We start from the raw sequence: 21,700 nt of genomic DNA, 5'->3' as shown, positions 1-21,700 counted from the left end.
TTCGCCCGGGCCTAAACTTTTGGCAACGTTCCGAAACCGTTTCGCGCAACGCGGGAATCGGCCGGCCGGCCCACGCCTCTCAGCTATGCGATTTTAGGATGGTTTTGGAGGGCCGGACACGATAGGCGATGACAATAACGCTTCAAATTCTCGGGAGGACAACAATGAATGACGCGCCCCGCATCCGGCCGGAAAGGAACGTCGAACTCGGCGCCAGCGCCGAGCCATTCCAGAACCTGCACGAATTCATCCGCAAGGCGCGCGCCAACCTCAACCAGAACGCCTGGGACTATATCGTCGGCGCCGCCGAGACCGAGACCACGATGCGCCGCAACCGCATGGCGCTCGACGAGATCGCCTTCCGGCCGCGCGTGCTGCGCGACGTCCGCGAGGTCGACGGCTCGGTCGAGCTGTTCGGACGCAGGATGCGGCTGCCGGTGGTGCTGGCCCCTGTCGGCGCACTGGAGATCTTCGATCCGGATGGCGCGGCGAGCGTCGCCCGCGCCTGCGGCACCTTCGGCGCGGCGCACATGCTGAGCTCGGTGTCCGAGCCCGGCCTGGAGAAGACCGCCGAGGCCGCCCCTGATGCGCTGCGGCTCTATCAACTCTATGTGCGCGGCGACGACGATTTCGTCGCCGATGTCGTCAGCCGGAGCGAGAAGAACGCCTACGCCGCCTTCTGCCTGACCGTTGATACCGCCCATTACAGCCGTCGCGAACGTGACATTGCCAAGCGCTATGTTCGCGAGAGCCGCCTGCGCGCCACCGGCGGCGATTACCAGAAGGGCCTGGAGTGGCGGACCGTGAAGATGATCAAGGACAAGTTCAAGATCCCGCTCATCCTGAAGGGCATCGCCACCGCCGAGGACGCCCGGATCGCGGTCGATCACGGCGTGGAGTGGATCTACGTCTCCAACCATGGCGGCCGCCAGCTCGATCACGGCCGCGGTGCCATGCATGTGCTGCCCGAGATCGTCGACGCCGTGAAGGGACGCGCCAAGATCATGGTCGACGGCGGCTTCTGCCGCGGCACCGACATCGTGAAGGCGATCGCGGCGGGCGCGGACATGGTCGGCATCGGCCGGCTGCAATGCTGGGCATTGGCCGCGGCCGGCGAGGCCGGCGTGAGGCGAACGCTGGAGCTGCTCGAGGACGAGGTGCTGCGCTGCCTCGGCCTCTTGGGCGCCACCTCGTTCGCCGAGGTCGACAAGTCCTGCCTGCACCAGGCGACCGCAACGAATGCGCCGAGCGTGTTCAGCGCGTTCCCGCTGTTCGACCACGACCCCTATCGATATTGAGTGAAAGGATGCAATGAGCTCGCTCTCTCCCGGCAGCGCGGACGCGCTCCTGTTCGATCTCGGGCGCGTCGTGCTCGACATCGATTTCTCCAAGGCGATCGCCTGCTGGGCGGGACATGCCGGCTGCAAGCCGGAAGCCATCGTCGCGCGCTATGTGCGGGACAGCGAAGCCTACCGGCTGCACGAGGTCGGCAAGATCAGCGACGAGGCCTATTTTGACTCGCTGCGTGTCGCGCTCGGGATCGGCATCTCGGACGCGCAGTTCCTGGAGGGCTGGAACGCAATCTTCGCCGGCGAGATGCCCGATATCGCCGAGCTGCTGCCGCGCGCGGCGAAGCAGTTGCCGCTCTACGCCTTCTCCAACACCAACCGGCCGCATGTGGACCACTTCTCGAAGGAATATGCCGGCCTGCTCGGCCATTTCCGCGAGCTGTATCTGTCGTCCAGCATCGGCCTGCGCAAACCGGACCTGGAGGCCTTCGACCATGTCGTGGCCGCGATCGGCGTGCCGGCGAACCGCATCGTGTTCTTCGACGATCTTGCCGAGAACATCGAAGGAGCGCGGTCGCGCGGCCTGACCACGGTCCACGTGACCTCGCCCCGCGACGTCGGGAACGCCCTCAAGGCGCTCGGAATCTGATCTCTGGCCGGCAAGCCGACGGGCCGCGAATGGAACTATTCTGCCCGGGGGCAAGGAACCAAAACCCTTTGTGCATTTTTATACAGAGTTCCCGGAACGATTGCCCCTCTCAGGACTCATGAGTCCGTTGGGAATTCTACATCGGGCTTATCATCGTGTTAGGCAAAACCTACCTTACCAAGCAGGCCTCTCTGCTGATGAAATTCGCCAGAACCACCTCGGATTCTGACCTTTCCGCAAAACTGATCAGCAAGGCCGCCGACCTGAAATCCCAGGCCGACCCGCTGCCTGACAAGGATCAGGGCCCCGCAGCGCCGGACGTCAGTCCGTACAAGCAGCCGGGGGGCTGACCGATGCTGGCCGTGGCTCTCGTCTTTCTCGTCCTCGCCATGGCCATCCTCGTACCGGTCTGTCTCGCCTTCTGGATCATGCCGGGGCGGACTTGATGCTCACCCTTCATCGCAGAGCGGATGACGCAGGATAAATCATCCTGCGCGGCCACTGTTTTGCCTCTGCGCCTGCACTCGGCTAGAACTCTCGCCGCCGATTTGCCCGAACGGGCCCAGCAGGAGTTTTCACCCGTGGCCCTGATGCCGGTTTCCGACGCGCTCGCCGCGGTGCTGGCGGGCGCAGAGCCGTTGCCTGAAGAGATGATCGCGCTCGACGCAGCCTTCCACCGCGTGCTCGCGCGCGATGTCGCGGCGCGGCGCACGCAGCCGCCGCAGGCGATGTCGGCAATGGACGGCTATGCGGTGCGCGCGGTCGATGCGGCGAAGATCGACTCCCAGCTCACCCTGATCGGCGAGGTCGCGGCGGGCCGCCCGTTTGCGGGATCGATCGGCGCCGGCGAGGCCGTGCGTATCTTCACCGGCGGTGTCGTTCCCGATGACGCTGATGCGGTCGTGATCCAGGAGGACACGATCGCGGACGGCAAGCGCATCACCATCAAGGAAGCCGCCGTAACGGGGCGGCACATCCGCCCCGCCGGCGTCGACTTCTCGGAAGGCGACGTGCTGCTGCGCAAAGGGGCCCGGCTCACCGATCGCGACCTCGCGCTCGCCGCCGGCATGAATTACCCGCAACTGCCAGTCCGGCGACGCCCGAAGGTCGCGATCCTCGCCACCGGCGACGAGCTGGTGATGCCGGGTACGACGCCGGGCCACGGCCAGATCGTCTATTCCAACGGCTACGCCCTGCACGCGCTCGCCCGCAGCGAGGGCGCCGATACCATCGACCTCGGCGTTGCCGCCGATACGCTGGAGGCCACCACGGCCGGCATCGGCCGCGCGCGGGAGAGCGGCGCGGACATCCTGATCACGACCGGCGGCGCCTCTGTCGGCGACCACGATCTGGTCCAGCAGGCGCTGAGGGACGAAGGTATCTCGATGGCGTTCTGGAAGATCGCGATGCGGCCGGGCAAGCCGATGATGCACGGGCGGCTCGGCGCGATGCGCGTGATCGGCCTGCCCGGCAATCCCGTGTCATCCTACGTTTGCGGCTTCCTGTTCATGGTGCCGTTGATTCGCGCGCTTTCGGGCCGTTCGATGATTCATCACCGCCGCGAACGCGCGGTGCTCGGCCGCGATGTCGGCGCCAATGACCAGCGCGAGGATTACCTGCGCGCATGCCTCGAGCTGCGCGACGACGGCACACTCCTCGCCCTTCCGGTCAATCACCAGGATTCCTCGCTGCTTGCGAATCTCGCTGCGGCACAGGCACTTCTCGTGCGCGCGCCATTCGCGTCGAAGGCCGAAGCCGGCACGCCTTGCGAGGTCTTGCGGCTGCCCGTCTGAGCGCTTCGTTCGCGTGCGTTCCGCGAACTTTGTCGCGTTCACGGTAAATTAAGCAGTTGCGGAACATGTATCGAACATATAGTGTCCGTTCATGATTTGTTTCGAGAATGTAGCGGCTTACTGCTGAATTCAGCGTCTCGGAATCGAACGACATCAACCGGGGGATTTTGGTCGAGATGTTAACGCGCAAACAATACGAGCTCCTGCGGTTCATCAGCGAACGGCTGAAGGAAAGCGGCGTGCCGCCCTCCTTCGATGAGATGAAGGACGCGCTCGACCTGCGCTCGAAATCGGGCATCCATCGCCTGATCACCGCGCTCGAGGAGCGCGGCTTCATCCGGCGCTTGCCCAACCGCGCCCGCGCCATCGAGGTGATCAAGCTGCCCGAGCTTCAGGCCGCCGCCGGCAGCCGCCGCGGCTTCACGCCGAGCGTCATCGAAGGCAATCTCGGCAAGGTCCGCACGACGTCCAGCCCGCCGGCGGACGAGGGCGAGCGCCCCGTCGCGGTGCCCGTGATGGGCCGCATTGCGGCCGGCACGCCGATCGAGGCCTTGCAGACCCGCAGCCACACCATCAGCGTACCGCCTGACATGCTCGGCTCGGGCGAACATTACGCGCTCGAAGTGCGCGGCGATTCCATGGTCGAGGCCGGCATCCTCGACGGCGACATGGCGCTGATCCAGCGCAACGAGAGCGCCGATACCGGCGATATCGTGGTGGCGCTGATCGACGACGAGGAAGCAACCCTGAAGCGCTTCCGCCGCCGCGGCGCCTCGATCGCGCTCGAGCCCGCTAATGCGGCCTATGAGGTCCGCATTCTGCCGCCCAACCGGGTGAAGATCCAGGGCAAGCTGATCGGGCTGTACCGGAAGTATTGATACCGGACGTGCCGGTATCGGTTATTGGGCGCCCCGCGCGCTTTCGATCGGCATCGCCGATCCGAGATTGGAGCGGACGATTGTCCGCTTCCGCTGGATAGTCTTTCTGGTTTCGCGCAGATTATCCGGCCCCTCCTCCAGCGGTAAATCCTCGGCACGCMGCACGAAGCAGCCCTGCTTCGCGGCCTTCAGGTTCGAGGAGAAGTCATGCGCCGGATCGTTCTGAGCACAATTGCTGTGGCGCTGATCGCAGCATCAGCGTCGCAAGCCTTGGACGTACAAGCCTTGGCCGTGCAAGCCTTGGCCGCGCAATCGCGGCCCCATGTCCGCAAGGACACCGCCGTGAGCGAGCAAGTCCGCAAGGCCAGCGGCACCATCGACCGACCGTCGCGGCCGGGCTGGCAATATTCCGGCTGGTCGGCGCCTGCGGGGCGCTGACACGCGCCTGCAATGCAAAGGGGCGGGCTTTGTTCCTGGTGGATTCGGGAAAGTTAATGTGATTGCGGCCTGCGGCGGCGAGCCGTAGATTTGCCTACAACCCGGCAGAACGTTTGGTATTTCCACTCTGATAGAGGCCTGCGCCTCGATTAAGAGACGTGGGTCGCTATCCCTGCATGAGGAGCACCCGATGTGTGACTACAGCCTGCATGCCGTCGCGTCGCGTCCCGCCGAAGTCGGCGAGACGATCGTCACGACAACCTTCCGCGGCACCTCGACGCGCGGCTTTGCCTCCGCGGCCGATCCGACCGTCGCGGTCTGCCTGCTCCCGGGGACGGAGCTCGCCTTCGCCGACAACGTCCGCTACGACAATCGCTGGATCTGGACGCGCACCGTCAATTCGCGCGTCGGCAAGTTCGGCAAGATCGATCCGCACATTCCCGATCGCCATCATGATGCGATCGAATTCCCCGACGGCAAATCCGTGCTGGTGACGCAGCTGGTCGAAGGCCAGCGTGCGACCGTGCTGCAGCTACCGGTGACCCAGCCGCTCGGCGAGCGCGAGCACAAGCCGCAGACCATCACCGACAGCCGGACAACCATCACCCGCCTGCCGATCGGCTGATGCAGCCATTCCCGGCCGGCAGGTCGGGCCAGGATTGAAAATCGCCATCGCCGGCCGAGGCCGGCGAGATGGTGTCGTTTGTGTCCCGCGAAACTCCATCGGGCGGACCAAGCCGTGGCGTCTCCCACCGCACGAAGTTTGCGCTGTCCTGCCTGAATTTTGAACGTCCGTTCCGCAGCCAAATGGCCGATGCTTGGTGCGGCTTGAGACGGCGGGCACGTTCGATGAAGACCTTCATTCGCGTCGTTGAACTCTGGGTGCCTGACCGCACGCGCATGCGGCTGGAATTCGGCGGCGGCCTCTACGGCGAAGGGTTGTCCGCGTTTAGGGACGTGAGCGAGGATCTGCACTTCGGATATGACGAGGGGCTTCCCGGCAAGGCCTGGGCCGGCGGCCACCCCGTGATCCTCACCAGATTCACCGATTCCTATTTCAAGCGGACCGATCAGGCCATCGCCGCCGGGCTGACCTGCGGCGTGGCGGTGCCGGTGTTTTCAGGCGAATTCCTGCAAGCCGTCATGGTGCTGTTCTGCGGCGACGACGAGGCCCATGTCGGCGCGATCGAGCTCTGGCACAACGATGCCGAAACCTCCCACGAGATGGGGCTCGTCGACGGCTATTACGGCACCGCCGACATGTTCGAATTCAACTCCCGCCACACCAGATTTCCGCGTGGCTTCGGCCTGCCCGGCCGCATCTGGAAAGCCGGCCTGCCGCTGGTCATCAAGGATCTGCACGATGCCAGGAGTTTTCTGCGCTGGGAGGACGCCGCCAAGGTCGGAATCAATCTCGGCGTCGGCGTTCCCTACCGGGCCGGCACCGATCAGACCTGGGTGCTGACATTTCTCTCCGCGCAGGCGACCCCGATTGCGCGACGCTTCGAGATCTGGGTCCCGGACGAGGCCCGTTCGGCGCTGGTCTTCCGCGCCGGCGATTGCAGCGCGCAGACCGACCTCGCCGCGCTCTATGCGACGAAATCCATCGCCAAAGGCGAAGGCAGCATCGGCGGGGCCTGGGCCACCGGCATGCCCGCACTCAACGACGATCTCGCGCGTGACGGCTCGGTCGCGGCCTTGCAGGCCAGCGCCTCTGGACTGAGCCAGATGGTCGTCCTGCCGGTGATCGGCAACGCCAGGCTCGACGCCGTGCTGGCCTGGTATCTGTAACCCATCCGCTCAATCCTCGGCCTGTAGGTCGGCTTCCGATGGCGTCGCGTCGCGGTTGCGGGGAGCCGCCGCCTGCGGCGCAAGGCTCGCGCCGAAATCCGCCTCACCGGCGGCCGCCGGCGACCACGGACGATCTGCCCCCCTTGCCTTCGCCGCCTGAACCGCAAAGCCGTCGCCGCTTCGCGTCAGTGCCAGCGCGCCCTGCCTTGCGAGACGCTGACGGTCGACAACCATCGCTGCGCAATCCGGCGGCGCCGGCCGCGCCGTCACCACCAGCGCGGCACGGCTGCAATCGTCAGCCAGTGAATCGATGCGCAAGGCCAGCGCGACCAGGCGCCCGTCGGCGAGCGGCGTCACGCAGCCGGCCTCGTCGCACGACACGCCGGCAGCCAGTGACGCACTCCCGGCATCGCGCGGATCGGCGTCGGCCGCGAGCCATTCCTTCAGAAGAAAACTATCCTTGCTCGACCTGATCAGATGCAGGTGCCCATCCCTGCCCCGCACCGCGACACTCTGGCCGTCACCGGCGATCAGGACATCGGGCTGCCGCGCGCACAGTCCCCAGAGGATCGCGGCCAACAACACCACCGCGCCGGCCCAGCGCAACGGCGTGCGCAACAAGCCCATCACGATGATCCCCAAGCTTGCCGCGATCAGCGGTGCGATGCCGAAAGCCGAGATGCGGCCGACCGCGCCCGGCAAAGCGGCCACCCAGCGCGACACCGCAACCATCCAGTCGATGCCGATCCCCATCAGCCACCAGAACGGACCATCGAGTCCGAACGGCGCTGCAATCAAGCCCAACAGGCCCGCGGGCATCACCAGGGCCGAGACCACCGGCATCGCCCCGAGGTTGGCGAGCACGCCGAACGGCGTCACGCGGTGAAAATGGAAGGCGGCATAGGGCGTGGTCGCGAGCCCCGCGATCAGCGAGGCCAGGAACAGCATCGCGATCTCGCGCCCGCCCCACATTGCAATCCGCGCGGTCGCGGAATGATCTGGCGACGCAAACAGGTTCGGCATGCCGATCTGCACCAGTGCCACCAGTCCGAGCGTCGCGGCGAAGGACATTTGAAAACTCGGATGCACAAGTGCTTCCGGTGCGACCGCGAGCACGATCAGCGCGGCCACCGCCAGCGTGCGGAAGGTGATGGCACGGCGATCGACCATGACCGCGATCAGCACCACCGCCGTCATGAAGAACGATCTTTGCGTCGCGACCTCCGCGCCCGACAGCAGCAGATAGAACGCGGCTGCGACCAGCGCCGCAGCCGCCGACCATTTCTTGATGGCAAAGCCGGCCGCCATTCCAGGGATCAACGCCAGCAGCGCGCGCACCGCGAAGAAGACCACGCCGGCGACGACCGCCATGTGATAGCCGGAAATCGAGAGCACATGTCCGAGCCCCGAGATGAACATGGCGTCGTTGACGGGCGTGGTGATCGCATCGCGCCGGCCCGTGAGCAGCGCGGTCGCAATCGCCCGGTTGTCGCCCTCGAGCGTGGCGCGGATGCGCGCGTCGATCGCATCGCGCAGACCCTGCATGAAGGCGGCATAACGCAGCCGCAAGCCACCGGCATCCGGCGGCACCGATGCCGCAATCGTGCCCATCACGAAGCCGGAGGCGCCGATGCCCTGGAAGAACATGTCGCGCGAAAAGTCATAGCTGCCGGGGCGCACCGGCGACAACGGCGGCAACAGCCGCGCCTTCAACTGCACGAAGCTGCCGACCTCGGGCGCAGTCCCCTTGCGCACGGAGAGGCGCACGCGCTCGAGCTTGACGTCGCTGCGCTGCGCCTCCATCGCGGTGACACGCAGCACGAAGCGGTCGGTGCGCTCGCGGATGTCGCGGGTCTCGACGAAGCCCGACAGCGAGACGGAATAGAGCGGCTTTGCCAGCACCGTGTGCGCGATCCGCGCCGTCTTCCAGGTCGCCATGGCAAAACCGGCCGCCACCGCCGCGATCATGATCGCCGGCGCAAACAACTGGCTCCGACGCAACAGCACCGCGCCAAGCATGAGCACGATGGCCGTCGCAGCAACGACCCACAGCACCGGTTCATGATCGGCGGCGAAGTAGAGCGCGATGCCGCCGCCGAACGCGACCGGCACCCACGGCAACAATCGCCCGGCGCCGGCCTCGGCGCGCGCCCATTCGCGCAGGGTCTCGGCCAGCGACGTCCAGAGGTCGAACCCTGCCGGCACGAGGCCGCCCGCGGATGCAGCTCGGCCGACGGGCCAAGTCCCCGCGATCCAAGTCCCCGCAATCCCCTGGGACCGAACTGGCCGGCCCGGCTCCGCCATTCCCTGCACCTTACGATACGCGACAGGCCAGGAGGCTACCGGAACGTGCGGCTGCGCGAATAGCGGTACGGATCAGGAACGGAGCGAACGGCCCCCTACTTTTCCTCTTCCATCGTCACGGCGACGTCCGCCTTGGCCGAGAGCCGAACTTTGTTGCCCTCGACACCGGCGACGAGGCCCTTGTCGATGAAGTGATGGTGGCCCTTGTGGCTGCCCTCGCCGCTGTCCTTCTTGGTCAGCTTGATGCGATGGCCCTCGACCTTGTCGACCGTGCCGATGTGGACGCCATCGGCGCCGATGACTTCCATATGCTCTGCGATGTTCTGCATGGTGGGTTCCTTGTTGGACCCACCCCAACGCGCGGGGGCAGCGTTCGTTGCTATTGTCATTCCGGGGCGCGCCACTTGGCGCGAGCCCGGAATCCATAACCACAAGCCGGGGTTATGGATTCCGGGCCTAGCCCTTCGGGCCATCCCGGAATGACGAGAGAGGCGGAGTAGCGCGACGGCTAGATCAACGGCGCGCGCGACGAGGCATGGTGATTGACAATCTTCCAGTCGCCGTCCTCACGGAGGATGACCCAGCTCATCTTGACCGAGAACTCCGCCCGCTCGCCAGCGAGGTCAAACGACACGATCGCAGCCATGTTGATCAGGTCCGGGCTGGCTTGCGTGGCGCGCACCTCGGAAAACACGGCGCTCGGCTGGCGCCAGCGCGGCAGGCCGTTGAAGTAGTCGGCGACGCCGTCCCTGCCCCGATAGAGTCTTGGATTCGAGCCGAAGAAGAACGCGTTCTTCGCATAGAGCGACGACAGCGCAGCCGCATCGAGTGTCGCGAAGCCGGCGCACCATTTCGCGATGATGGCGGAAACGATCGCGTCGGCTTCACTGCTCATAGGCCCAATCCCCTCAGCCCTTGGCGACTTCCTTCGCGAACGTATCGCGCAGGCCGATGGTGCGCGAAAACACCGGCTTGCCCGGCGTCGAGTCCCTGTCGCGCACGAAATAGCCCTGGCGTTCGAACTGCATCGGCACGGTCGCATTGCTCTCCGCAACCGATGCCTCGATCCGCGCGTTGGAGAGGATCTCCAGCGACTGCGGATTGAGATCGGCCGCGAAGTTCGAGGCGTCCGGGCTCGGGTTGGAGAACAACTGGTTGTAGATGCGGATCTCCGCCGGCACCGACGTCGCCGCCGGCAGCCAGTGCATGGTCGCCTTGACCTTGCGGCCGTCGGGCGCGTTGCCGCCCTTGGTCGCGGGATCGTAGGTGCAGCGCAGCTCCACCACTTCGCCCGCGTCGTTCTTGATCACGCCGGTGCACTTGACGAAATAGGCGTAGCGCAGCCGCACCTCGTTGCCGGGCGACAGGCGGAAGAACTTCTTCGGCGGGTTCTCCATGAAGTCGTCCTGCTCGATATAGAGCTCGCGGCCGAACGTGATCTTGCGCGTGCCGGCCGAGGGATCGTCGGGATGGTTGATCGCCTCGAGCTCTTCAGTCTGCCCTTCCGGGTAGTTCTCGATGACCACCTTGAGCGGTCGCAGCACGCCCATGCGCCGCTGCGACGTGCGGTTCAGCTCCTCGCGGATGCAGAATTCCAGCATGCCGACATCGACGACGCTGTTGGCCTTGGCGACGCCGATGCGCTTGACGAATTCGCGCAAGGCCGCCGGCGGCACGCCGCGGCGGCGCATCCCCGCTACAGTCGGCATGCGCGGATCGTCCCATCCGGCGACATGACCGTCGCGGACGAGCTGGGTCAGCACGCGCTTGGACAGCAGCGTGTAGGTCAGGTTGAGCCGCGCCATTTCGTACTGGTGCGGCTTGGACGGCACCGGCAGCTTTTCGATGAACCAGTCGTAGAGCGGCCGATGGTCCTCGAACTCCAGCGTGCAGATCGAGTGCGTGATGCCCTCGATCGCGTCCGACTGACCGTGCGCATAATCGTAGCTCGGATAGATGCTCCACTTGGTCCCGGTGCGCGGATGATGCGCATGCAGGATGCGGTACAGCACGGGGTCGCGCAGGTTGATGTTGCCCGCGGACATGTCGATCTTGGCCCGCAGCACGCGCGCGCCGTTCGGGAATTCACCGGCCTTCATGCGGCGGAACAGGTCGAGATTCTCGTCCACGCTGCGGTCGCGGAACGGCGAGTTCTTGCCGGGCTCGGTCAGCGTGCCGCGCGCGAGGCGGATCTGCTCCTGGGTCTGGTCGTCGACATAGGCGAGCCCGTCGCGGATCAGCTTCTCCGCCCATTCGTACAGGCGGTCGAAATAGTCCGAGGCGAAGAACAGGTTCTTGCCCCAGTCGAAGCCGAGCCAGTGCACGTCGGCCTGGATGGAATCGATGTATTCCTGCTCTTCCTTGACCGGGTTGGTGTCGTCGAAGCGCAGATGGCAGCGGCCCGGAAACTCCTGGGCGATGCCGAAATTGAGCGCGATCGACTTGGCGTGGCCGATATGCAGGTAGCCGTTCGGCTCCGGCGGGAACCGGGTCACGATCTCCTGGTATTTGCCCTGATCGAGGTCGGCCTGGATGATGTCACGAATGAAATCGCGCCCAACCTCGTTCGCCACCGGTTCTGTCATTACGAAAATCCTGTAGGGAAATCAGCGGCCCTTCTGCCAAATTCGCTTGGCTGAGCCAAGAGCTTAGCGGTCCACTGCCGGGCTTTAGTTATGCTCCGGTCCTGTTATATACCACCGCCTCCAATGCATAGGCCCTGCCAAGAATGACCGATTCCGTCGTCACCCGCTTTGCTCCCTCGCCGACCGGCTTCCTCCATATCGGGGGCGCCCGCACGGCGCTGTTCAACTGGCTCTATGCGAAGAAGCACGGCGGCAAGATGCTGCTCCGGATCGAGGACACCGACCGGGAGCGCTCCACCGAGGCTGCGATCGGCGCCATCCTCGACGGCCTCAAATGGCTGGAGCTCGGCTGGGATGGCGACGTCATCTACCAGTTCAGCCGTGCCGCCCGCCACCGCGAGGTCGCCGAGCAGCTCCTCGCCGAAGGCAAGGCCTATCGCTGCTACGCCACCGCAGAGGAGCTCACCGCCATGCGCGAGAAGGCGCGCGCGGAAGGCCGCACCCGCCTCTATGACGGCATGTGGCGCGACCGTGACCCGGCAACCGCGCCTTCCGACGTCAAGCCCACCATCCGCCTGCGCGCACCGCAGACCGGCGAGACCGTGATCGAGGACCAGGTCCAGGGCCGCGTGGTCTGGCAGAACGAGAACCTCGACGACCTCGTCCTGCTGCGCGGCGATGGCAATCCGACCTACATGCTCGCAGTGGTCGTGGATGACCACGACATGGGCGTCACCCATGTCATCCGCGGCGACGACCACCTGATCAACGCCGCCCGCCAGAAGCAGATCTACGACGCCATGGGCTGGGCGCTGCCGAGCATGTCCCACATCCCCCTGATCCATGGCCCGGACGGCTCGAAACTGTCGAAGCGCCACGGCGCGCTCGGCGTCGATGCCTACCGCGCCATTGGGTACCTCCCGGCCGCGCTCCGCAATTACCTCGTCCGTCTCGGCTGGAGCCATGGCGACCAGGAGATCTTTTCGACCGAGGAGATGATCGCCGCGTTCGACCTCGCCAGCGTCGGCCGCGCCGCCGCCCGCTTCGATTTCGCCAAGCTCGAAAACCTCAACGGCCACTACATCCGCCACGCCGACGATCAATCACTCGTGAAGATGTTCGAGGACGTGCTCGACCACGTCGTGCCCAGCCGCAACGAGCTTAAGGCCAAGTTAAACGACACGACGCGGGCACAGCTTCTCAAGGCGATGCCGGCCCTGAAGGAGCGCGCCAAGACGCTGATCGAGCTGATCGACAGCGCCTATTTCATCTTCGCCGACCGGCCGCTGGAGCTCGATCCCAAGGCGGCAGCGCTGCTGACGCCCGAGAACCGCAAGCTGATCGGCCAGCTTCATTCCGCGCTGGAGAAAGTCGAGACATGGAGTGCGGCGAATGCGGAGGCCGCGCTGCGCGCCTTTGCCGAGGAAAATAGTCTCAAGCTCGGCGCCGTCGCCCAGCCGCTGCGGGCGGCGCTAACGGGACGGTCGACATCGCCTGGTATATTTGAGGTTTTGGACGTGCTGGGGCGCCAGGAAAGCCTGGGCCGGCTTAAGGACCAGTCCAAGGACTAGGCCAAGGACCAGGCTACGACGTAAGTCGACCATGCGTGCGGCGATCTTGCAGCGCACACAGCAATAATATACCCATCTCACCCGTACCTTCTGGAATATCCGGCCTGCCCTACCAAGTCATTGGGGCCTTCCGGGTCCGGCCCGTTTCACCACACATCGGGGACCTCTGATGGACGCAAAAGCAAGCAATAAGACCGCCACGCTGACGGTCGGAAACAAGAACTACGATCTCCCGATCCACAGCGGTAGCGTCGGGCCTGATGTCGTCGATATCGGCAAGCTCTACGCCCAGTCCGGGCTGTTCACCTACGATCCCGGCTTCACCTCGACCGCAAGCTGCGAGTCCAAGATCACCTATATCGACGGTGACGCCGGCGTGCTGGAATACCGCGGCTACCCGATCGAGCAGCTCGCCGAGAACGGCGACTTCCTCGAGACCTGCTACCTCCTGCTCTACGGGAACCTGCCGACCGCCGCGCAGAAGAAGGATTTCGACGACCGCGTGATCCATCACACGATGGTGCACGAGCAGATGGCCCGCTTCTTCCAGGGCTTCCGCCGCGACGCCCATCCGATGGCGGTGATGGTGGCCTCCGTCGGCGCGCTCGCCGCGTTCTACCACGACTCCACCGACATCAACGATCCGAAGCAGCGCATGATCGCGTCGATGCGCATGATCGCCAAGATCCCGACGCTGGCGGCCATGGCCTACAAATACACGATCGGCCAGCCCTTCGTGTATCCGAAGAACTCGCTGAAGTTCGCCGAGAACTTCCTGCACATGTGCTTCGCCGTGCCGTGCGAGGAGTACAAGATCAATCCGGTGCTCGCTGACGCGCTGGACAAGATCTTCATCCTGCACGCCGACCACGAGCAGAACGCCTCGACCTCGACGGTGCGCATCGCCGGCTCCTCCGGCGCCAACCCGTTCGCCTGCATCGCCGCCGGCATCGCCTGCCTTTGGGGCCCGGCGCATGGCGGCGCCAACGAAGCCGCGCTCGCGATGCTCGCCGAGATCGGCTCGGTCGACAAGATTCCGGAATTCATCGCCAAGGTGAAGGACAAGAACAGCGAAGTCCGCCTGATGGGCTTCGGCCACCGCGTCTACAAGAACTACGATCCGCGCGCCAAGATCATGCAGAAGATGTGTCATGCCGTTCTCAAGGAGACCGGCCATGGCGACGATCCGATGCTGAAGGTGGCGCTCGAGCTCGAGAAGATCGCGCTCAGCGACCAGTACTTCATCGACCGCAAGCTCTACCCGAACGTCGACTTCTATTCGGGCATCACGCTGAAGGCGATGGGCTTCCCGGTCTCGATGTTCACCGTGCTGTTCGCGGTCGCCCGCACTGTCGGCTGGATCAGCCAGTGGAGCGAGATGATCGAGGACCCGCAGCAGAAGATCGGCCGTCCGCGCCAGCTCTACACCGGCGTCACCCGCCGCGACTACGTCGCGATCAAGGATCGCAAGTAAGATCGGCCATTGCGGCTTTTGGAAACGGCGCCATCCTGCGATGGCGCCGTTTTTGTTTTGGAGGACGCCGTAGGGTGGGCAAAGCGAAGCGTGCCCACCACCTCTCCGAGACGGAGCCAGAAACGGTGGGCACGCTGCGCTTTGCCCACCCTACGATATGGAGAACCCGATGCTGACCGGAAGCTGCCTCTGCGGAGGCGTTGCCTACGAGGTCGATGCGACCCCGTGCACCATCATGCACTGCCATTGCCAGACCTGCCGCAAGACGCACGGATCGGCCTTCTCCACAGTCACCAACGTGCCGCGCGACCGCTTCCGCTGGACCAAGGGCGAAGACTTGCTGCGCGGCTTCGAATCCTCGCCCGGCAAAACCCGCTATTTCTGCTCGCAATGCGGATCACACATCGTCGCCTCGCGCGAGGGCAGGAGCACGGTCCTGCTGCGGATGGGCTGCCTCGACACACCGATCGCAGAACGGCCTGAGGTGCACATCTGGCGATCGGATTCCGCCAACTGGTACGACCCGAAGGCCGAATTACCGGAGTGGGCCGAAGGCACCGCACCGAAAGCTTGATCGGTTCTTCGCCTCATCTTGCTGCCACGCACAACAACTAGTCGACTTATCGCGTCCGCAATCGCTTGACAGTCGAAACGCTCCGCGCGCAAATTCTTACACTAAGTAAGAATGACGACAGGGATGGAAATGCCGGAGCAGCCGAGAAGTCGGCGGCAGACGCGTGCTGCCATTTTGACTCACTTGCTCCAGTCCGGCGGCTCGTTCCGGCCGCCGCTGGCCAAGGCCGTGCGCCTGTCCGAGGCGAGCCTGTCGCGCATCCTGTTTGACCTGAAAGCCGAAGGCCTGATCGAGGAAGTGCGGCGCCCCGCCCCTTATGTCGGCGGTCCGACAGGGCTCGTGTCGCTCGATGGCTCCGTGGCGCTCGCGGCCCTCGAGCTGACCGGCCAGTGGCTCAGCGTGGGCGTGGGCGGCATGTCGGGCGAAATGCACTACACCGAGCGTGTTCCGTTGCTGAAGAAGCCGACCGTCGAGACCGTCGGCCGGGTGTTCCGCGAAGCCCTCACCTTGCTGCGCGACTGGACGCGCCGCCGCCGCATCAGTCTCGCGCAGATCGGCATCACCATTCCCGGCCTCGGCCGCCTGAGCGCCGCGGGCAATCCGATCATTCCGTGCGACGTCGAACGCATCGGCGACATGCTCGGCGGAATGTTCGCCGGCGTGCCGGTCGAGTTCACCAACTCGGTGGTCGCACACGCCACGTTTCACCGCTGCCGTACGCAGGACTATCCCTTCAGCGGCGCACATCTCTTCGTCTTCGTCGGCCAGGGCGTTGCCGGCGCCTGGATGGACGATCCGCTGGAGGCCGATGCCCCGCAGCCGGTTGAGCTCGGCCATATGGTTTTCAATGCCGACGGGCCGCGCTGCCGCTGCGGTCACCATGGCTGCGTCGAGGCCTATACGTCGCTTCCAGCCCTCGCCGAGCTCCTCGGCGTAACCGAGGCCGAATTGCTCCAGCTCGGCGGCGAATGGGTGAGCACGATCCCGCGCTCGTCGCGAATGCGCCAGGAGTTGCGCCAGCGCTTGTTCCGGCTGGGCCTTTCGATCGGCAACACGCTGAACGTGAAGCCGTGCAACGGCGTCGCGATCAGCGGCTGGCCGTCGCTTCTCTCTGAGGAGGATCGGAAAGCGGTGGTCGATGGGATCGACGCCTGCCTTCTCGGCGGACGGAAACTGGCGCAGGTGTCGCTCGCCTTCGTGCCGCCCTCGAACGGCAACGATCCGCAAGCAGCTCTCGCCTTCGCCGCCTTTTGTCTCGCCAGCCGCGGCGGGATGCCCGCGGCTTCCACGGAGGCCGCCTGACATGCCCTGAGCCGCGTGGCTCAACGCGCCAAGAAAGTTCACACCGGGAGGAACTGCCATGCCGATCACGACAACAAGGCGCCGTCTGCTCGCTGGATCTGCGGCCGCACTCGCATTACCGGCATTCGCCCGCGCGCAAGGCGCGGCCAAGCCGCGCCTGACCGCGATCTCGCAATGGTCCGCAGGCAGCGATGGCGCGGCGATCACCGCACTCGGCAAGAAATTCGAGGAGAAAGGCGGCGTCTGGCAGCACTCGCCCGTCCCCGGCTTCACCACCGAGATGATGAACAAGCTGCGCGCTCAGATCATCGCCGGCGATCCGCCGGCCTGTTCGCAGCTGAAGGGCCCCGAGATTGCGGCCTGGTCGAAGATCGCCCCGACCGTCGATCTCGACGCCCTCGTCGCGGCCGCCGGCTACGAAAAGGTCGTCGCTCCGGACCTCGCAAAATTGCACAAGCCGGGAGGCAAGTGGATTGCACTGCCGCTGCAGATCTACAGCACCAACATGCTGTTTCTCTCCAAGCGCGCGATGGATAAGGCCAAGGCCGACAAGGTCCCGGTCACCTGGGCCGACTTCAACGATCTCGCCGACAAGATGAAGGCGGGCGGCATCACCTACCCCATCGCCAACGGCGGCACTCGCCCCGATGACGGGCAGAAATTCGAGGCCTCTTTGGCCGGCATCAGTCCCACGGCATACCGTGCGGCCATCATGAATCTCGACAAGAAGGCCCTGGAGGGCCCCGAGATCAAGGCTGCCTTCGTCCAGGTCCGCAAGATCGCCAACTGGATGGACCCCAACGTCGGCGCCCAACCCTACGCCACCAATTTGAAGCGCTTCGTCGACGGTGACATGGGCATGATGATCATGGGCGGGTGGGCGCAGGGCGTGTTGCGTAACGCCGGTTTCAAGTTCGACGACTTCATGATCACGCCGGGCCCGAGCGACAATGGCAAACCGGTCTTCCTGTTGAATGCCGACGCCTTCATCTTCTGGCAGCGCAAGGAGCCGGATCTCCAGGCCGGTCAGACGTTGATGGCCCAGCTCGTCATGGATCCGGCGATCCAGACCATGTACTCGCAGATCACGGGATCGATCCCGGTGCGCACCGATGTCGACCTCTCCGGTGAGGGCTGGTCGGACGGTCAACGGCGGACCGCAGCCGCGCTCAAGGACGCTGTCGCCAACAATCAGGCCGTCCTGAGTCTTGCGCACAATATGGCACAGGAAAACGGCCTGACGGCCGCGATGATCGACGTGCTCACCGAGTATGTGAAGAACAAGACGATCACGCCGGAGCAGGCGGTCACCCGCCTCGCCGAGGCCGTCGAGGGTTCGCGTTGACCGACACCGTCTCCACAGCAACGCGGCCGGCGACGTCTGATCTCGTGCGCCGGCTGCCCGAATATCTGATGATCTGGGTGCCACTGCTGTTGTCGGCTGCGCATCTCATTTCGTTTTCGCTGTGGACGATCTGGATTTCGTTCACGCCCTCGACGCTTGTTCCGGTTACGGGCTGGGTGGGTTTGCGCAACTACAACGCGGTCCTGGCATCGCGGAACTGGCAGATCGCCTTCGACAATCTGCTGCTGTTTGGCAGTGCTTTCGTGCTGCTGAGTTTGATCACCGGCCTTATGCTGGCGATCCTGCTCGATCAGCGCATTCGCGGCGAGAATGTGCTGCGATCCATCTTCCTGTATCCGCTCGCGGTGTCGTTCGTCGTCACCGGCACGGTCTGGAGCTGGCTACTCAATCCCGGCATCGGGATCCAGAAGCTCGTCCATGACCTCGGCTGGACCTCCTTCCGGTTCGACTGGCTGATCGACCGCGACATGGCGATCTGGACGATCGTGATTGCCGCGATCTGGCAATCCTCCGGCTTCGCCATGGCGCTCTTCCTCGCCGGCCTTCGCTCCGTCGATTCCGACATCATCAAGGCCGCCCAGATCGACGGCGCCGGACCGGTCCGAACCTATTGGCGGGTCATTCTGCCGACGCTCTGGCCGATCACCATCACCGTCGTCGTCGTCCAGTTGCAGTTCGCGATTTCAGCCTTCGATCTCGTCCGTGCGCTCACCAATGGCGGGCCGGGAATCGCGACCCAGCTGCCGGCCCTTGTCGTCTACGACCTCATGTTCCAGCGCAGCCAGCTCGGCCGGGGTGCCGCGGCGGCGGTGCTCATGCTGCTCATCCTGCTTGCGGTGCTGCTACCCTATGCGGCGTGGCGTTATGTCCAGCGAAGGCAGGCCACCCATGCGTGACCGCAGCTTCGCACCGAGCCGAATTCTGATCTATCTCGTCGTGACATTGTTCGCTGCGGCCTATCTCGCGCCACTCGTTGTTGTCGTCCTGAACTCTCTCCGCACCAACGAGGAGATCGCGCAGGGTTCGATGATCGGCTGGCCGCAACATTTGGCCTGGAGCAACTACGCCAAGGCCTGGAGCGGCTTCTGCGTCGCCGAGACTTGCGCCGGCATCCGGCCGTACATGCTGAACTCCGCACTCGTCACCATCCCGGCGACGATTTTCTCGACCCTGCTCGGTGCTGTCGCCGGTTACGCCGTGTCGCTCTGGCGCTTTCGCGGCGATAGCTGGATCTACGGCATCGTGACCCTCGGCCTCTTCCTTCCCCAGCAGATGCGCCTGCTTCCCTGGACCATCGTGCTGCGGGACACCGGTCTCATCAACACGCTGACGGGTCTCGTGCTGATTCACACGATCCAGGGGCTCTCCTTCACCACGCTGTTCTGCCGAAACTACTATGTCGCCATCCCCCATGAATTGATCAGGGCCGCACGCATCGATGGCGCCGGGTTCTTTCGTATTTTCTGGCGCATCATCCTGCCGCTCTCGGCTCCCATTCTGATCGTCACCGTGATCTGGCAGTTCACGCATATCTGGAACGAGTTCCTCTATGGCGTGACATTCACCACCGGCCAGCAGCAGCCCGTCACGGCCGCGCTCATCGCGCTCTCTGCCGCAATTGCGGACATTCCGCAGCATGGCGTGCAGAGCGCCGCGGTGATCATCGCAGCGCTGCCCACTTTGCTGATCTATCTCCTCGGCGGACGGTACTTCGTGCGCGGCCTGACCGCCGGCGCAGTGAAATGATGGGGTCGTCATGGCAGCACTGAGCATTCGCACCCTGTCCAAGCGCTACGCCAATCTGGAGGTGCTGAAGGGCATCAACCTCGACATCGAGAGCGGCGAGTTCACCGTGCTGGTCGGGCCATCCGGCTGTGGCAAGTCCACCCTGCTCAACATCGTCGCCGGGCTCGATCGTCCGAGTGACGGAACGATCGAGATCGGCGGACGCGTCGTCAACGACGTCCCGCCCAAGGATCGCGACATCGCCATGGTGTTCCAGTCCTACGCGCTCTATCCGTCGATGACGGTGCGCCAGAACATCACCTTCGGCATGGAATGCCGTCACGTTCCGAAGGCGGAGCAGGAAAAGGCGCTGGCGAATGTGGCGCGCCTCCTCCAGATCGAGCCCCTGCTCAGCCGCAAGCCGTCGCAATTGTCCGGCGGCCAGCGCCAGCGCGTGGCGATGGGACGGGCGCTGGTGCGCGATCCCCTGCTCTTCCTGTTCGACGAGCCGCTCTCCAATCTCGATGCGAAGCTGCGCGTCGAAATGCGGATGGAGATCAAGCGGCTGCACCAGCGCATCGGCGCCACCATCATCTATGTCACCCACGACCAGATCGAGGCGATGACGATGGCAACGCGCATCGCCGTGATGCATCGGGGCGTGGTGCAGCAGTTCGCCGATCCGGACACAGTCTACCGCTATCCGGCCAATCTGTTCGTCGCCCGCTTCATGGGTTCGCCGCCGATGAACACCATGCCGGGGCGGCTCGAGGCCGATAGCGGCGGACCCGTGGCCGTGATCGGCGCGGGGCGACCGGACGAGGTTCGTCTGCGCCTGCATGGACACGATTCGGCAGCATCTTATCTCGGCCGCGAGGTGGTCGTCGGGATCAGGCCGGAATGCATCGCCGAGGCCAGCCGCGTCTTTTCCGGCGAGGCGCCCGTCCTCGTCGACGCGCCGGTCGAGATGATCGAGCCGACCGGCGCCGAGACAATCGTGCTGCTGCGTCTCGGCGGCGAGACTGCGCTGGCGCGCATCACCCCGGATATCCGTCCCGCGCCCGGCGCGACCGCCACCTTCGCGCTCGACACGCGGCGCATTTGCCTGTTCGACCCCGAAACGGAGCGGCTGATCGCATGACCCGGACTATCTATCCCAGCCTTGCCGGCCGCGTGGTGTTGATCACCGGTGGCGCCAGCGGCATTGGTGCCGTCTTCGTGCGCGCCTTCGCGACCCAGGGCGCCCGCGTCGCCTTCCTCGACATCGATGCGAGCGCCGGCGAAGCGCTGGTGCGGGACGTCGCGGCCACATCCGGCTCCGCGCCCCTGTTTGTGCCCTGCGACCTCCTCGACATCGACGCCTTGCGCGCTGCGATGGCGCGGGTGCACGGATCGCTCGGCGATGCCGCAGTCCTCGTCAACAATGCCGCCAACGACCAGCGTCAGGTGCTGGCCGAGGTGACGCCGGCCGAATTCGACTGGACGATCGGCGTCAATCTCAAGCACGTCTTCTTTGCGGCCCAGGCGGTGGTGCCGCAGATGCAGGCGCGCGGCGGCGGCTCGATCATCAACATGTCGTCGGTGGCGTGGATCCGCGGTGCGCCGGCGCTGCCGGTCTATGCCGCGGCGAAGGCGGCGATCGTCGGCTTCACCAATTCGCTGGCCAGGTCAGTCGGCCCCGACCGCATTCGCGTCAACGCGATCGCGCCCGGCATGGTGATCACCGAGCGCCAGCGCCGGCTCTGGTTTCCGGACGAGCAGAAGATCTCCGAGCTGCGCACCCGCCAGGCCGTTCCCGATGCGGTGACGCCGGAAGACATCGCCAGCATGGTGCTGTTTCTCGCATCCGACGAGAGCCAGCGTATCACCAGCCAGTGTTTTCGGGTCGACGGCGGCTTGGCTTAGTACCGTAGGGTGGGCAAAGCGCAGCGTGCCCACCACTTCTATCGCGATCATGAAGA

General features: G+C 65.0%; 21 protein-coding genes. 17 read left to right on the top strand and 4 right to left on the bottom strand.

What is annotated here, in order from left to right; translation table 11 throughout:
- Positions 1 to 164: 164 nt before the first annotated feature.
- The 8 genes from AC1DW2_RS14440 to AC1DW2_RS14405 all read left to right on the top strand — a co-directional run bounded on the left by AC1DW2_RS14440 (position 165) and on the right by AC1DW2_RS14405 (position 6,838).
- Positions 165 to 1,298, top strand: a complete 1,134-nt coding sequence (locus AC1DW2_RS14440) for an alpha-hydroxy acid oxidase (RefSeq protein WP_477006385.1) — start codon at positions 165 to 167, stop codon at positions 1,296 to 1,298.
- 13 nt (positions 1,299 to 1,311) lie between these two features.
- Positions 1,312 to 1,938 carry an HAD family hydrolase gene (locus AC1DW2_RS14435; RefSeq protein WP_477006384.1) on the top strand — a complete coding sequence of 209 codons (627 nt, stop codon included), beginning with the start codon at positions 1,312 to 1,314 and terminating at the stop codon, positions 1,936 to 1,938.
- A 197-nt stretch (positions 1,939 to 2,135) separates the two neighbouring features.
- Positions 2,136 to 2,288, top strand: a complete 153-nt coding sequence (locus AC1DW2_RS14430; RefSeq protein ID WP_207794746.1) for a hypothetical protein — start codon at positions 2,136 to 2,138, stop codon at positions 2,286 to 2,288.
- Between the two features lie 231 nt (positions 2,289 to 2,519).
- Positions 2,520 to 3,731: a molybdopterin molybdotransferase MoeA gene (locus AC1DW2_RS14425; RefSeq protein WP_477006383.1), complete on the top strand. Its 1,212-nt coding sequence runs from the start codon at positions 2,520 to 2,522 to the stop codon at positions 3,729 to 3,731.
- Positions 3,732 to 3,907: 176 nt separating this feature from the next.
- Complete coding sequence (lexA, locus tag AC1DW2_RS14420; protein WP_014494969.1) at positions 3,908 to 4,609, top strand: transcriptional repressor LexA; 702 nt, start codon at positions 3,908 to 3,910, stop codon at positions 4,607 to 4,609.
- Positions 4,610 to 4,816: 207 nt separating this feature from the next.
- Positions 4,817 to 5,047: a hypothetical protein gene (locus AC1DW2_RS14415; protein ID WP_477006382.1), complete on the top strand. Its 231-nt coding sequence runs from the start codon at positions 4,817 to 4,819 to the stop codon at positions 5,045 to 5,047.
- Between the two features lie 190 nt (positions 5,048 to 5,237).
- Positions 5,238 to 5,672 (top strand): hypothetical protein, encoded by a 435-nt coding sequence (locus AC1DW2_RS14410; protein ID WP_063983046.1) that lies wholly within the window; start codon positions 5,238 to 5,240, stop codon positions 5,670 to 5,672.
- Positions 5,673 to 5,896: 224 nt separating this feature from the next.
- Positions 5,897 to 6,838 carry a GAF domain-containing protein gene (locus AC1DW2_RS14405; protein ID WP_477006381.1) on the top strand — a complete coding sequence of 314 codons (942 nt, stop codon included), beginning with the start codon at positions 5,897 to 5,899 and terminating at the stop codon, positions 6,836 to 6,838.
- Positions 6,839 to 6,847: 9 nt separating this feature from the next.
- On the opposite strand, the gene AC1DW2_RS14400 is transcribed toward AC1DW2_RS14405, so the two are convergent.
- From AC1DW2_RS14400 to AC1DW2_RS14385, 4 genes are all read right to left on the bottom strand, one after another.
- Entirely contained in the window at positions 6,848 to 9,142 is a 2,295-nt protein-coding gene (locus tag AC1DW2_RS14400; RefSeq protein ID WP_477006380.1) for a ComEC/Rec2 family competence protein, read from the bottom strand.
- A 95-nt stretch (positions 9,143 to 9,237) separates the two neighbouring features.
- The gene (locus tag AC1DW2_RS14395; RefSeq protein WP_028149639.1) at positions 9,238 to 9,471 is read right to left on the bottom strand and encodes a DUF2171 domain-containing protein; all 234 of its coding nucleotides are present in this window, start codon (positions 9,469 to 9,471) and stop codon (positions 9,238 to 9,240) included.
- 179 nt (positions 9,472 to 9,650) lie between these two features.
- Positions 9,651 to 10,037 carry a YybH family protein gene (locus AC1DW2_RS14390; RefSeq protein WP_477006379.1) on the bottom strand — a complete coding sequence of 129 codons (387 nt, stop codon included), beginning with the start codon at positions 10,035 to 10,037 and terminating at the stop codon, positions 9,651 to 9,653.
- Positions 10,038 to 10,050: 13 nt separating this feature from the next.
- Complete coding sequence (locus tag AC1DW2_RS14385; protein ID WP_477006378.1) at positions 10,051 to 11,727, bottom strand: glutamine--tRNA ligase/YqeY domain fusion protein; 1,677 nt, start codon at positions 11,725 to 11,727, stop codon at positions 10,051 to 10,053.
- Positions 11,728 to 11,870: 143 nt separating this feature from the next.
- Here AC1DW2_RS14385 and gltX point away from each other — a divergent pair, with 143 nt between their 5' ends.
- From gltX to AC1DW2_RS14340, 9 genes are all read left to right on the top strand, one after another.
- Positions 11,871 to 13,298 carry a glutamate--tRNA ligase gene (gene gltX / locus AC1DW2_RS14380; protein WP_477006377.1) on the top strand — a complete coding sequence of 476 codons (1,428 nt, stop codon included), beginning with the start codon at positions 11,871 to 11,873 and terminating at the stop codon, positions 13,296 to 13,298.
- A gap of 169 nt (positions 13,299 to 13,467) precedes the next feature.
- On the top strand, positions 13,468 to 14,772 hold the full coding sequence (gene gltA, locus AC1DW2_RS14375; RefSeq protein WP_071913479.1) for a citrate synthase: 1,305 nt from the start codon (positions 13,468 to 13,470) through the stop codon (positions 14,770 to 14,772).
- Positions 14,773 to 14,941: 169 nt separating this feature from the next.
- Entirely contained in the window at positions 14,942 to 15,346 is a 405-nt protein-coding gene (locus AC1DW2_RS14370; protein ID WP_477006376.1) for a GFA family protein, read from the top strand.
- Between the two features lie 123 nt (positions 15,347 to 15,469).
- On the top strand, positions 15,470 to 16,648 hold the full coding sequence (locus tag AC1DW2_RS14365; protein ID WP_354097724.1) for an ROK family transcriptional regulator: 1,179 nt from the start codon (positions 15,470 to 15,472) through the stop codon (positions 16,646 to 16,648).
- A 58-nt stretch (positions 16,649 to 16,706) separates the two neighbouring features.
- On the top strand, positions 16,707 to 17,993 hold the full coding sequence (locus tag AC1DW2_RS14360; RefSeq protein WP_014494953.1) for an ABC transporter substrate-binding protein: 1,287 nt from the start codon (positions 16,707 to 16,709) through the stop codon (positions 17,991 to 17,993).
- Entirely contained in the window at positions 17,990 to 18,910 is a 921-nt protein-coding gene (locus AC1DW2_RS14355; RefSeq protein ID WP_028153748.1) for a carbohydrate ABC transporter permease, read from the top strand. The genes AC1DW2_RS14360 and AC1DW2_RS14355 overlap by 4 nt, the downstream gene beginning before the upstream one ends.
- Positions 18,903 to 19,760 (top strand): carbohydrate ABC transporter permease, encoded by an 858-nt coding sequence (locus AC1DW2_RS14350; protein WP_014494951.1) that lies wholly within the window; start codon positions 18,903 to 18,905, stop codon positions 19,758 to 19,760. Before AC1DW2_RS14355 ends, AC1DW2_RS14350 begins: the two co-directional genes overlap by 8 nt.
- A gap of 10 nt (positions 19,761 to 19,770) precedes the next feature.
- Entirely contained in the window at positions 19,771 to 20,880 is a 1,110-nt protein-coding gene (locus tag AC1DW2_RS14345) for an ABC transporter ATP-binding protein (protein WP_477006375.1), read from the top strand.
- On the top strand, positions 20,877 to 21,644 hold the full coding sequence (locus AC1DW2_RS14340; RefSeq protein WP_477006374.1) for an SDR family NAD(P)-dependent oxidoreductase: 768 nt from the start codon (positions 20,877 to 20,879) through the stop codon (positions 21,642 to 21,644). The genes AC1DW2_RS14345 and AC1DW2_RS14340 overlap by 4 nt, the downstream gene beginning before the upstream one ends.
- The last annotated feature ends 56 nt before the right edge of the window (positions 21,645 to 21,700 follow it).

The sequence above is a fragment of the Bradyrhizobium sp. P3_C3 genome, from assembly GCF_056402655.1.
The sequence above is the reverse complement of the archived record's forward strand: the minus strand, read 5'-3'. Positions and strand labels throughout refer to the sequence as shown.